Raw genomic sequence first — 13,042 nt, forward strand, 5'->3', positions numbered from 1 at the left:
GATGGTGACCTTCGCGCAGGCGCAGGAGCGCGCCGAGGACTGGATCAACGGGGACGTGCCCGCGTACCAGCACCGTGAGGTGCGGGTGCGGGAGTTCGAGCTGGGGTTCGTGGTGTGGGCGGAGGACCGTGCCGACGGTCCGCGCTCGGACGGGGGCGCGCAGCGGCTGGTGATCGCCCGGGACAGCGGGGAGGCCACGCTGTGGCCGGCGCTGCCGGTGGGTGAGGTGATCCGCCGCTACGAGGAGGAGTACGGGCGTGCGCAGGAGCCCGCGGACGCGGTGCCGGCGCCGCCGGCCCGGGTGGATCTGAACCAGACGTCGTTCCTGCTGACGCCGCCGGAGTGGTTGCAGGAGGCGGCGGACCGGATGGGGATCGGGGAGCGGGGCGGGTCGGCACCGGCTTCGTCCGCCGCTCCTGCCGCTTCCGGTGGGTCCGGTGGGCCGGTGGCTCCCGATGCCGCGCTGCCGCAGACGCAGGCCGGGGTGCCGGGGAGCGGGCTGGCGGAGACGCAGGCGGGGGTGCCGGCCGGGCCGCCTCCCGCCGTGCCCGCGGCTCCGGCCGCCGCCGTGCCGTCCGGGGCGACGCCGTGGACGGGGACCGACACCAACGCCGGGGACGACCGTTCCGTGCCGCTGCCGGGGAACGGGCTCGCGGAGACGCAGGCCGGGGTGCCGGCCGGGCCGCCTCCCGCCGTGCCCGCCGCTCCGGCCGCCGCCGTGCCGCCCGGGGCGACGCCCTGGACCGGGACCGACACCAACGCCGACGCGGGGGACGACCGTTCCGTACCGCTGCCCGCGACCGTCTTCGCGCCGCCGCTGAGCGGTTCGGACGACGAACTGCCGCCGCCCTCCACGGCGCCGGACGCCAAGACCGCGCTGATGTCGGGCGGCAGCCAGTTGCCGGCGACGGCGGTGGGGCCGGCGCTCGGCGGTCCGGGCACGGCGGGTGGACCCGGTGCGCCGGGCGGGCCCGGGGGCGCGCCCACGCCTCCGCCGCCTCCGCCGTCGTACGGCTCCTCGCAGGGGGCCGGTGTTCCGGGGGCGCCGGGTGCTCCCGGCGGTTCCTTCGGCGCCGGTGCGCCGCAGCCGCAGCCCCCGGCCGGTCCGGCAGGTCCGGCAGGTCCGGCCACGCCCGCGCGGCCGCTTCCGCCGCACGCCGGTGACATCGCCGACGCGGCGACCAGCAAGGCCGCGCCGCCGCCGCGCCGTGCGCGCGGTGGCGGGTCGACGCCGCCGCCTCCGCCGGGTGCGCCCGGCGCTCCGGGGGCGCGGCCGGGCGCCACGCCGCCTCCCCCCGGTACGCCTGGCACGCCCGGTACGCCAGGTACGCCCGGTGCCCCGGCGGGCGGGTACGTACCGACGCAGCTCGTCTCCGCCCTCGAACCGGACGGCACACCGCAGGTACCGGGTGCGCCCGGCGCCCCCGGTGCCCCAGGTGGGCCGGGTACGCCTCCCGGCGGGATGCACCATGCCGCCACGATGTTCGCCGACCCCGGCCAGATGGGGCCGGGCGCGCCGCAGCCGCCGAACGCCCCCGCGGGCTCCGGTGCGCCCGGCGCACCCCAGACCCCGCCCGGCGCTCCCGGCTCCGCGGGGGGCGCGCAGGGCGCCGTACACCACGCCCGTACGGTCATGGCGCCCCCCGTGGGCGGCCCGGGCGCGCCCCCGCCGCCCACCGCGCACGCCCCGGGCGCTCCCGGTGCTCCTGGCGCTCCCGGCGCGCCCGGTGTTCCGGGGATGCCGCCCGGTGCGGTGCCGCCTCCGCCGGCCCCCGCTCCCGGTCCGGGGCAGCCGCCGTCGTACGGGTATCCGCAGGCACAGGGCCTGCCGACGGTCGGACCCGGCTACCAGGCCGTGCTGCGCTACCGGGCGCAGGACGGGTCGGAGCAGCAGGTGATCCGGCGTTCGGCGCCGGGCACTCCGCACCCGGAGTGGCAGATCTTCCACGAGCTGCGCGCCCTGAACGTGCCGCCGGACCAGGTGCTGGAGCTGCACACCGAGCTGGAGTCGTGCGAGCTGCCGGGCGCGTACTGCGCGCGGATGATCCGGGAGCAGTGGCCGCAGGCGCGGATCACGAGCATCGCGCCGTACGGCACGGACCACGCGAGCCGGCAGCAGGGCATGCAGCAACTGCTGGTTCACCAGGGCGAGTTGCACCAGGTGGCGGACGGCCCCGCGCGGCCCGCGCCGGTGCGGGCGCCGCTGCCCGCGGTGCAGCCGGCGCCGCCCATCCCGCCGGAGGCGATCGCGCAGGAGCTGGCGGCGGCGTTCGGCCCTGGGGTGTTCCGGTTCGAGCAGGCCGCGGTGTCCCGGCAGGGGGTGCCGCCGGTGGTGGCGCACACGCTGGTGGCGGCCGGACTGCCGCTGGACATGGGGCCGTTCTTCTGGGCGCAGGCCCAGCCGGGGCGGCCGGTGCCGACGCTGGCGGAGCTGGCGGCCGAGCGGGGTGTGCAGCCGGCCCCGGACGCGGGCTCGTACCTCGTCATGGGCAGTGACTTCGGCAAGGCGATCTGTGTGCAGTACGGGACGGCGAACATCGTCGCGGTGCCCGTGGAGGCGGGGCCGGGCGGGGCGTCCGTACCGCCGCAGTTCGTGAACACCGGGCTGCCGGAGTTCGCGCGCTGCCTCGCGCTGCTCGGGCGGATGTGGCGGCTGCGGTACGGGCTGAACCAGGAGCAGGCGGGCCGCTGGACCGTCGACTTCCAGGCGCAGTTGGTCTCGCTGGACCCGGCGGCACTGGGGTCGCCGGACAGTTGGTGGTCCGTGCTGCTCGAACAGATGTGGGACGGACTGCTCTAGACGAGTGGTGCGGTGTGAGGGCCTGGCCCGGTCGGACGACCGGGCCAGGCCCTTTTTATGCCCCGCGCCGCCCATAACCTGCGCGCGGAGTGTCGCGTTATGAACACTTACGCCCGATACATCAAGATATGCGCGAAATCCTATTTCGCGTTCGTCTGGTGAGAGGGGCTGCACATGAGCAGCGCACGGGTTGCAGTGCCGGGGTTCGTGACCGTTCGCGGGCGTGGCTACCGGCCCAGAGAGGTCGATGTCTACACCGCCGCGCTCTCCGCCGAACGCGACGCCGCGTGGGAGCGCGTCGCCCGGCTCACGGTGCTCGCCAAGGACATGGTGGGCGAGGTCGAGCGGCTGCGCTCGGCCCTCACCCGGCTCGGACCGCAGGAGTACGAGGCCCTCGGCGAGCGCGCCCGCGAGCTGTTCCGGCTGGTGGAGGAGGAGGCGACGGCCGTCGTGGCGAACGCCCGCGCCGACGCCGAGGCGCAGGTCGCGCAGGCCGAGGAACGTGCCGACGTGGTGCGCAGGTCGGCGCAGAAGCAGGCCGACATGCTCCGCGAGGACGCCAGGGAGAACGCCCGCCGCCGGCTGCTCGCCGCCCGCGCCGAGGCGCACGGGATCAGGGTCGACGCCCGCAACAAGCTCAAGGAGTTCCGTCAGGAGGAGCTGTCCGGGCTGCGCAAGGTCCGCAACAGCACGGCCGGCATGCTGGTCGACCCCAAGCGGGACCACGCCGAGAAGACGGCCGCGCTGGAGCGGGAGACCGAGGAGCGGATCGCCGCCATGGAGGCGCAGCACGCCAAGGCGATGGCCCGGGCACAGGAGTCGCTGGCCGAGGCGGAGCGGGAACTCGCCGAGATGGAGGACTCCAACCGGCGGCGGCACGAGGAGGCCCAGAAGCGGGCCGCGGAGATCCTCGCCGAGGCCCGGCTCCAGGAGGAGCGGGTCGCCCGGGACACCGAGCGGGTCCTGCGCGAGCACGGCGAGCGCTGGGACGAGGTGCAGGCGCACATGGACCAGATGCGCGACAGTCTGAGAGTGCTCACCGGCAACACCGTCGAGTGACCGTCGGCCCTCTCGCGTGCCGCACGGCGGAGGGCCGGCGGCCCCCCTTCCGCGCCGCGCGCCGGAGCGGCCGACGGTTCCCTCCGCGGTGTCCCGACGCGAGGTCAGTCCCCCTTGCGCACCGCCGCCCCCGCCAGGATCCAGCCCTCCACCGACTCGTAGCGGCGGCGCTGCTGTTCGGACTCGGTGCGGCCGGAGGCGAGCGTGCCCAGCCAGCCGAGGGCGAAGCCGAGCGGCACGGTGACGACGCCGGTGGTGGTGAACGGGAACCAGTTGAAGTCGGCCTCGGGGAAGGCCGCGGCCGGGGAGCCGGAGACCAGGTTGGTGCCCGGCATCAGCACCAGCACGGCGAGGGTGCCGCCGATCAGGGTGCACAGCAGGCCCGTGCGGGTGTAGCGGCGCCAGAAGAGGCTGTAGACCAGGGCGGGGGCCAGGGCCGAGGCGCCGATGCAGAAGGCCAGGGTGATCAGCGGCTGGAGGCTGCGGTGCTGCACCTGGGTGGCGAGCAGGATGGTGGGGATGCCGACGGCGAGCGCGGAGAGCCGGGCCAGCAGCATCTCGCGGCGCGCCGAGGTGTCCCGGACCATACCGGCGAACACGTCGTGGGCCAGGGAGTTGGCGCAGGCCAGGATCATCCCGGCGACCGAGGCGAGCACGGTCAGGAAGATCGCCGTGGTGACGGCCGTGAACAGCAGGGTCTCCGCGGTGGAGACGTCGGCGCCGAACGCGGCCCGCGACCCCAGCAGATAGGCGGTGTTGCCCTGCGGGTCGGCCTGGGCGATCACCGCGCGCCCGATCAGGGCCGTGGCGCCGAATCCGACGACGGTGATGACCAGCACGAACAGCGTCACGCCCGAGACCGCCCAGGACAGCGAACGGCGTACCTGGCGGGCGTCGGTGGCGGTGTACATGCGCATGGTGATGTGCGGCAGACAGGCGCCGCCCAGGACGACCGCGAGCTGACCGGTGATCATGTCGAGGCGCGGGTAGGGTCCGCCGGCGAACTCCAGCCCGGAGCGCAGGAAGGCGTCCCCGACACCGCTGCCGCGGGCCGCCGCGTCGAAGAGGGCGCCCGGGTTCCAGTCGAAGCGGCTGAGCAGCAGCAGCGCGACGACCGCCCCCGAGCCGAGCAGCATCACGATCTTCAGGATCTGGATGAGGGCGGTGCCCTTCATACCGCCGATCGCCGCGTAACTGATCATCAGGGCGCCCATGCAGACGATGCAGGCGGTTTTCACCGCGTCCCCGGAGAAGCCCAGCATGAAGGCGAGGAGCTGGCCGGTGCCGGCGAGCTGGACCAGCATCATCGGCAGTAGCGCGGCGAGGGTGACGGCGCAGGCGGTGATGCGCACGGCACGGCCGGGCATCCGGCGGGCCAGCGCGTCGCCCATGGTGAACCGGCCCGCGTTGCGCAGCGGTTCGGCCAGCAGGAACATCAGCAGCATCAGCGACAGGGCGGTGCTCAGGGCGAGGACCACGCCGTCGTAGCCGCACAGGGCGATCACGCCGGTGGTGCCGAGGACGGTGGCCGCCGAGATGTAGTCACCTGCGATGGCCAGGCCGTTGCGCAGCGGGGACAGGGAGCGGTAGCCGGTGTAGAACTCGTCGAGGTCGTCGCGGTCCGGGCCGGTCATCACGCACAGCAGGAGGGTGATGGTGGCGACGGCGGTGAAGGCGACGAGCGACATGGTCTGCGCGTCGCCGCTGAACTCCGTGACGGAGGCGGCGAGTCGGGGGAGCGGGGCGGTACTCATCGGGTCGCTCCTCGGCGTACGTCGATCTCCGACTGCCGGCGGATGCGGTCCGCGAGCGGGTCGACATGGCGGCGGGCGGTGCGCTCGTAGAGGGTGATCGCCAGCCAGGTGACGGGCAGTTGGAGCAGGGCGAGGAGCAGCCCGGTGGGCAGGCCGGTGCCCACGGTGGCCGTCATCAGGGACGGCGCGAACGCGGACAGCACCAGGAACAGCACGAAGTAGCCGAGTGCGGTGAGCGTGGCCACGCGCCGCTGGCGGCGGTAGGCGCCGCGCAGGATCCGCAGGTCGCTGTGGTGCCCGAGGGGGGTGCGGTGGTCCGTCCTGCGCGGGGCGGGCGGGGGCGGGGGAGGCGGCTGCCAGGGGTAGGTCAGGTCGTGCGGATACGGGTCGTGGGACATCCCGTACTCCTTGCAGGCTCGGGTCCATGGCGCTGGACGGCAGGGAGGCTGGGGGGTGTGAGGTGACGCACGTTACTTGGCAGTAGCCGGATAGCGAAGGCTTTTCACCAAACTGGTCGGTCGGTACGCGCGGAGTCTTCACAACTGGACCTGACCTGCGACGTCGTCCGCCCCGACCACCCCGCTTCGCGCGGCGTCGACCCGTCAGTCGCCCGGTTCCCGCAGTACCGGGAACCGTCGCGGCGCCACGCACAGCAGAACGACGAACGCCAGTGCGGCAGCGCACGCGGCACCCAGATACACGGCGTGCACGGCGCTCGCGACGGCGTGCCGGATCGCCTCGTGCGCCGTCCCCGCCGCCCCCGCCTCTCCCGTCCCCGCGTCCAGCGCGCGCGTGACGGAGTCCAGGTCGCCCGCGCCGCCCAGCCGGGCCGCCAGCACCCCGTTGGCCACCGCGCCGAACACGGCGGCGCCGACCGTCTGCCCGGTCTGCCGGCAGAACAGCACCGACGCGGTCGCCGTCCCGCGCTCCGACCAGCCCACCGTCGACTGCACCCCGACGATCAGCGGCAGTTGGAACAGCCCGAGGGCCGCCCCGAGCAGCAGCATCAGCAGCGCCGGCTGCCAGGCCGCGCCCGGATACGGCAGGAACGGGAACGCCAGCAGGATCAGCGCGGCCGCCCCGATGCCGAGCAGCGCGGTGTCCCGGAAACCCACCCGCCGGTAGACGTGCTGGCTGAGCGCGGCCGACACCGGCCAGCTCAGCGTCCACACCGACAGCACGAATCCGGCCGCCACCGGCCCCAGACCCAGCACCGCCTGGGCGTACGTCGGCAGGAACACCGTCGGCGCCACCATCAGCAGACCGAGCGCGCCCAGCGCCAGATTGACCGCCGCGATCGTACGGCGCCGCCACACCCAGCCCGGCACGACCGGCTCCGCCGCCCGGCGCTCCACCACCACGACCAGCCCGGCCAGCGCGAGCCCCGCCCCGAACAGCGCCAGCGACGGCGCCGACAGCCACGGCCAGGCCACCCCGCCCTGCACCAGCGCCGTCAACAGCGTCCCGCCGCACGCGAACACGGCCAGCGCGCCCGCCCAGTCGACCCGCGCGCGGGGCGCCGACCGCACCGATCCGGGGCCCGACTCCCGCTGCGGCTCGTGCAGATGACGGACGATCAGCCACAACGCCACCGCGCCGACCGGCAGGTTGACCAGGAAGATCCAGCGCCAGTCCGCGTACGCGGCGAGCACCCCGCCCACCGCGGGACCCGCGACCGCCGACACCGCCCACACCGTGGACAGCCGTGCCTGGATCCGCGGCCGCTCCCGCAGCGGGTACAGATCCGCCGCGAGCGTCTGCACCGTGCCCTGCAACGCCCCGCCGCCCAGCCCCTGCACCACCCGGAACGCGATCAGCGCCCCCATGTTCCAGGCCAGCGCGCACAGCAGCGAGCCGAGCAGGAACAGCGCGGCGCCGACGACCAGCACCGGCTTGCGGCCGAAGGTGTCGGAGAGCTTGCCGTAGACGGGCAGGGTGACCGTCACGGCCAGCAGATAGCCGGAGAACAGCCACGAGAAGACGGAGAACCCGCCGAGATCGCCCACGATCTGCGGGACGGCCGTGGCCACGATGGTGGAGTCCAGGGCGGCCAGCGCCATGGCGAGCATCAGCGCGGCGACCACCGCGCCCCGCCGGTGCGCCTCGGCCGGCCGCCGTGTGCTCTCACGCGCCACGGGTCTCGCGTCGCCCACCGGATGCCCTCCCCGAATCTCGTGCCCCTTGCATCCATCTGCCGCGGGACAGCTTCGCATCCGGGGCCCGTACCCGGGGAGGGTTGACCCTCACGCGACGGCAGGGTGGAGCCTGGTGAGGCGGCGGGGTGGAGACACCCCGAGAGGCTCTCCACCTGTCGGTGGAGGCCCCCTAGGGGTTCCTCCGTACTACGGCTCGGGGAGGGTTCGTACCGCCGGAGGAGGAGAACGGCCCGTCCGCGTCCATAACCTGGCATCAGGCCGCTGGGGGGCGGCCAACCCCTCCGGCGGAGGGTGGGGTTAACCCCCCGAGAAGAGGGGTCCCGGCACCAGCGCGCCGGACCCCCTCCCGCCGACAGACTCTTCGACGTAGCGCTTCCCGCTACGCACCGGCTTCCCACTGAGGAGACTTACCGTGACTTCGGCTGTGACCATTCCCAGGCACGGGGGCACTGGAGGGCGTACGGCCGTCGCCGCGCGGGCGCGGCAGGTCGTCAAGGCGTACGGGTCCGGAGAGACCCGCGTCGTCGCGCTCGACCATGTGGACGTGGACATCGCGCGGGGACAGTTCACCGCGATCATGGGCCCCTCCGGGTCCGGCAAGTCCACCCTGATGCACTGCCTCGCCGGACTCGACACCGTCACGTCCGGGGAGATCTATCTCGACGAGACCGAGATCACCGGGCTGAAGGACAAGAAGCTCACCCGGCTGCGCCGGGACCGGATCGGGTTCATCTTCCAGGCGTTCAACCTGCTGCCGACGCTGAACGCGCTCGAGAACATCACGCTCCCCATGGACATCGCGGGCCGCAAGCCCGACAAGGAGTGGCTGGACCGGGTCGTGGAGACCGTCGGACTCGCCGGGCGGCTCAAGCACCGCCCCACCCAGCTCTCCGGCGGCCAGCAGCAGCGCGTCGCCGTGGCCCGCGCCCTGGCGGCCCGCCCCGAGATCATCTTCGGCGACGAGCCCACCGGCAACCTCGACTCCCGCGCGGGCGCCGAGGTCCTGGGCTTCCTGCGCCGTTCCGTGGACGAGCTGGGCCAGACCATCGTCATGGTCACCCACGACCCGGTGGCCGCCTCCTACGCGGACCGGGTGCTGTATCTCGCCGACGGCCGGATCGTCGACGAGATGTTCAAGCCCACCGCGGACACCGTCCTGGACCGCATGAAGGACTTCGACGCCCGGGGGCGCACGTCATGACCGTCATGAAGACCTCGATGCGCAACTTCTTCGCGCACAAGGGACGCATGGCCCTCTCGGCCGTCGCCGTCCTGCTGTCGGTGGCGTTCGTGTGCGGGACGCTGGTGTTCACCGACACGATGAACACCACCTTCGACAAGCTCTTCGCCGCCACCTCCTCCGACGTCACGGTGAGCGCCAAGGGCGCCTCCGACACCGGTGAGACCACCTCCGGCAACGGCAAGCCGCCGGTCATGCCCGCCGCCGTCCTCGACGAGGTCCGCGGGGCGCAAGGTGTGAAGTCGGCGGAGGGAAGCGTCTTCTCCAGCGCGGTCACCGTGGTCGACGCCGACAAGGACAACCTGTCGCCGTCCAGCGGCGCGCCCACCATCGTCGGGAGCTGGAACGCCAACGAGGCCCGCACCATGAAGGTGACCTCGGGCGCGGCCCCCCAGGGCGCCGGCCAGATCATGGTCGACGCGGACACCGCCGACAAGCACGGCCTGAAGCTCGGCGACGAGATCGGCGTGATCACCGCGGTCGGCACGCACACCGCGAAGATCTCCGGCATCGCCACCTTCACCGTCACCAACCCCGGCGCCGCGATCTTCTACCTGGACGCCCCGACCGCCCAGCGGGCGCTGGTCGGCGAGCCCGACGTCTACACCAACGTCAACGTCACCGCCGCGGCCGGCGTCAGCGACGACCAGCTCAAGAAGAACGTCACGGCCGCGATCGGCGCCGACTACAAGGTGCAGACCGCCAAGGAGACCGCCGACGCCAACCGCGAGGACGTCGGCGAGTTCCTGAACGTCATGAAGTACGCGATGCTCGGCTTCGCCGGGATCGCCTTCCTCGTCGGCATCTTCCTGATCATCAACACCTTCTCGATGCTGGTCGCCCAGCGCACCCGCGAGATCGGTCTGATGCGCGCCATCGGCTCCAGCCGCCGCCAGGTCAACCGCTCGGTCCTCGCCGAGGCCCTCCTCCTGGGCTTCGTCGGCTCGGTCCTCGGCATCGGCGCGGGCGTCGGCCTCGCGATCGGCCTGATGAAGCTCATGGGCATGACCGGCATGAACCTGTCCACCGACGATCTGACGGTGGCCTGGACGACCCCGGTGATCGGCCTGGTCCTCGGCGTCGTCGTCACCGTCCTCGCCGCCTACCTGCCCGCCCGCCGGGCCGGCAAGATCTCCCCGATGGCCGCCCTGCGGGACGCGGGTACACCGGCGGACGGCAGGGCGGGCCTCGTACGCGGCGTGCTGGGCCTGGTTCTGACCGGCGCCGGCGGGTTCGCCCTCTACACGGCGACGACGGCGGACAAGGCGAGCGAGGGTTCCCTGGTCCTCGGGGCGGGTGTGGTCCTGTCCCTGATCGGCTTCGTCGTCATCGGCCCGCTGCTCGCGGGCGGCATGGTCCGCGTGCTCGGCGCGGTGCTGCTGCGGGCCTTCGGCCCGGTCGGCCGCATGGCGGAACGCAACGCCCTGCGCAACCCGCGCCGGACCGGTGCCACGGGCGCGGCCCTGATGATCGGTCTGGCCCTGGTGGCGTGCCTGTCGGTGGTCGGCTCCTCGCTGGTGGCCTCGGCGACCGACGAGCTCGACAGATCCGTCGGGGCGGACTTCATCGTCCGGACCGCCGACGGCCGTACTCTTCTCAACCCGCAGACGGAGCGCGACGTGACGGCGGTGCCGGGCCTCGCCCATGTCACCCGGATCAAGGAGGTGCCCGCCGAGCTGACCGCGCCGGACGGCTCGGTCCACAAGGAGGACCTGCTTGCCGCCGATCCCACCTATGCCGAGGACCTGCGCCGCGAGACCCTCTCGGGTGAGCTGTCCGCCGCCTACGGCGACGGCGCGATGTCCGTCGGGTCGGAGTTCGCGGAGAAGACCGGCGTGAAGGTCGGTGACACGCTGACGGTGGCCTTCGACCAGGGCCGCACGGCCAGGCTCCGGGTCGCCGCCGTCACCTCGGACGACACCGGGCTCGACCAGGGCGCGATGTATCTGGCTCTCGCGACGGCCGAACGGTACGTCCCGGCCGACCGGATGCCGCTGGCCTCCGCCCTGCTGGCCACGGCGGAGGACGGGCACAAGGACGAGGCGTACGCCTCGCTGAAGGCCGCCGTGGCGACGAACCCCACGGTCAAGGTGATGGACCAGGCCGACTACAAGCAGACCCTGAAGGACCAGGTCGGGCAGCTGCTCAACATGGTCTATGGCCTGCTGGCCCTGGCGATCGTCGTGGCGGTCCTGGGCGTGGTCAACACCCTGGCCCTCTCGGTCGTGGAACGCACCCGGGAGATCGGCCTGATGCGGGCCATCGGCCTCTCCCGCCGCCAGCTGCGCCGCATGATCCGCATGGAGTCGGTCGTCATCGCGCTGTTCGGTGCCGCGCTGGGACTCGGACTGGGAATGGCCTGGGGCGCGACGGCGCAGAAGCTGCTGGCGCTGGAGGGCCTGAAGATCCTCGACATCCCGTGGCCCACGATCACTGGGGTGTTCATCGGCTCGGCGTTCGTCGGCCTGTTCGCGGCCCTGATCCCGGCGTTCCGGGCGGGACGCATGAACGTACTGAACGCGATCGCGACGGACTAGGTCCTGTCGTGACGACAGGGCCTGGGCCGACAGGGCCCAGGGGGTTCCGGCGCGGCCCGGACGGCGGGGCGTGGGGTGTGATCCCACGCCCCGCCGTCGTGTGCCTGCCACCGCCACAGGGTCCGGCCGGAGGGGGGAGCGGTCGGGGAGGGGGACTGGCCGAGCGGTGACGGGCCGACGGGGGAGGTCAGCCGAGGGCGCGGACCGCGTTGTAGTACTTCTTGGCCGACTTGAGGCAGGCGGTCTTCAGCTTCTTGCGCTGGGCCGGCGTGTACGGGTCGGCCCAGAACCTGTTGCCGCATACCCGGTTCAGGTCGCCGAGGAGAGCCTTGTCGATCCTGAGCTTGTGGTCCCTCCGGAATGCGGCGTTGCCCGCGATTTTCTTGTAGTTCCGGTATCCGAAGTCATGCCGGTAGCAGGCGAATTTCAGGTCGTATCCGCCGGCAAGGGAGTCCGGGGAGCCGGAGCAGTAGTCGGTCGACCAGTTGAACTTGTACTTGGTGATCGCCTGCTTGTGCTGCCGGTACTGTCCGAGAGCGGTGAACCAGGAGTCCTGGGAGGCCGAGGAATTCCCGGTGAGAGTCTTCAGCTTCGCGAGTCTCTGGGCCTTCGTCACAGCGGCTGCCGCCTGTGTCGAAGCCGAAGTGGTCGACGAGGAGGAATCCGCGAGAGCGGGTGTGGTTCCGGCCAGCAGGATGATTCCCGAAAGGGCGGCGACCTGGAGAGAATTTCGTACAGTCTTCAATTTCTTCCCTTCTCGGTGCGAGGTGGCGCAACGTTGGCACGCCCGCCGCGGCGATGGCAATTGACAATTGGGAATTCTCGGTCAGGGTGAAGTGGAACCATGAATTCCGAGCCGCTGATCAGGCATTGTTCTGCGGCGATCGCGCCATATCGGTTCCGCTATATGTAATACGTGAGATGAAGGGCGCGGGATGAAGGGTGCGGGATGAAGCTCAGATCTTCCTCAAGCAAGGGATCGAGCGGCCTTGCGGCGTCTACTCTCCCTGCTGCGTGATCGACCAGGAACAGGCGCCGACCGGACGTGACAACAGACGGGAGCTGTGGTGGATCGGTACCAGCGGGGGGCGAACAAGGCGGCATTACGCACCGGGAGGAAACGTCAGGAATCCGTCGAGGAATCCTTGGGGAAGGCCGTCCGGAATCGGAGGAGTGAGGTCGGGATGACCCAGGTTCGGCTCGCCGAACTCGCCGGTATGACACAGGCGGCGATATCCCGGCTGGAGCACGGGAAGTGCATGCCGACCATTCCCTTATTGGAGAGAATCGCGGCGGCATTCGATTCCGCGCTGTTCGTGGTGATAGAACCGGGCCGCGGGGTGGCCGTCGGCTTCCGCGGTTCCCGTGAGCCGAACGCCAGGGCCGCGACGGAGGCCGGGGCGCGCTGACCCCCCGCGCCGAGGGCTCCGTCCACAGGGCCCGGCACGGGGTGACGCCGCGTTGTCCACAGCCCCCGGCGAACCGCACCGCCCCGT

Annotated in this window: 9 protein-coding genes; 5 read left to right on the forward strand and 4 right to left on the reverse strand. The window is 72.5% G+C overall.

Going from position 1 to position 13,042, the window contains the following annotated elements; genetic code table 11:
• Position 1: 1 nt before the first annotated feature.
• The gene (locus G6W55_RS05400) at positions 2–2,800 is read left to right on the forward strand and encodes an SUKH-4 family immunity protein (protein ID WP_175519582.1); all 2,799 of its coding nucleotides are present in this window, start codon (positions 2–4) and stop codon (positions 2,798–2,800) included.
• A 174-nt stretch (positions 2,801–2,974) separates the two neighbouring features.
• Positions 2,975–3,859 (forward strand): cellulose-binding protein, encoded by an 885-nt coding sequence (locus G6W55_RS05405; RefSeq protein WP_175519583.1) that lies wholly within the window; start codon positions 2,975–2,977, stop codon positions 3,857–3,859.
• A 104-nt stretch (positions 3,860–3,963) separates the two neighbouring features.
• On the opposite strand, the gene G6W55_RS05410 is transcribed toward G6W55_RS05405, so the two are convergent.
• The 3 genes from G6W55_RS05410 to G6W55_RS05420 form a co-directional block, all read right to left on the reverse strand.
• Positions 3,964–5,613 (reverse strand): cation acetate symporter, encoded by a 1,650-nt coding sequence (locus G6W55_RS05410; protein ID WP_175519584.1) that lies wholly within the window; start codon positions 5,611–5,613, stop codon positions 3,964–3,966.
• Complete coding sequence (locus tag G6W55_RS05415) at positions 5,610–6,011, reverse strand: DUF485 domain-containing protein (protein WP_175519585.1); 402 nt, start codon at positions 6,009–6,011, stop codon at positions 5,610–5,612. Before G6W55_RS05415 ends, G6W55_RS05410 begins: the two co-directional genes overlap by 4 nt.
• 204 nt (positions 6,012–6,215) lie before the next feature.
• Positions 6,216–7,766, reverse strand: a complete 1,551-nt coding sequence (locus tag G6W55_RS05420) for an MFS transporter (RefSeq protein ID WP_175519586.1) — start codon at positions 7,764–7,766, stop codon at positions 6,216–6,218.
• Between the two features lie 415 nt (positions 7,767–8,181).
• Between G6W55_RS05420 and G6W55_RS05425 the strand changes: the two genes are divergently transcribed.
• Positions 8,182–8,970: an ABC transporter ATP-binding protein gene (locus G6W55_RS05425; protein WP_030792612.1), complete on the forward strand. Its 789-nt coding sequence runs from the start codon at positions 8,182–8,184 to the stop codon at positions 8,968–8,970.
• Positions 8,967–11,546, forward strand: coding sequence for an ABC transporter permease (locus G6W55_RS05430; RefSeq protein ID WP_175519587.1), 2,580 nt, complete (start codon positions 8,967–8,969; stop codon positions 11,544–11,546). Before G6W55_RS05425 ends, G6W55_RS05430 begins: the two co-directional genes overlap by 4 nt.
• Positions 11,547–11,733: 187 nt before the next feature.
• Here G6W55_RS05430 and G6W55_RS05435 read toward each other — a convergent pair whose 3' ends face one another.
• Positions 11,734–12,162 carry a phospholipase A2 gene (locus G6W55_RS05435; protein WP_309243634.1) on the reverse strand — a complete coding sequence of 143 codons (429 nt, stop codon included), beginning with the start codon at positions 12,160–12,162 and terminating at the stop codon, positions 11,734–11,736.
• A gap of 451 nt (positions 12,163–12,613) precedes the next feature.
• Here G6W55_RS05435 and G6W55_RS05440 point away from each other — a divergent pair, with 451 nt between their 5' ends.
• Positions 12,614–12,955 (forward strand): helix-turn-helix domain-containing protein, encoded by a 342-nt coding sequence (locus G6W55_RS05440; RefSeq protein ID WP_175519589.1) that lies wholly within the window; start codon positions 12,614–12,616, stop codon positions 12,953–12,955.
• Positions 12,956–13,042 lie beyond the last annotated feature (87 nt).

This window comes from Streptomyces sp. CAI-85 (genome assembly GCF_013363615.1).
In the GTDB taxonomy this organism is placed as follows: Bacteria; Actinomycetota; Actinomycetes; order Streptomycetales; family Streptomycetaceae; genus Streptomyces; species Streptomyces antibioticus_B.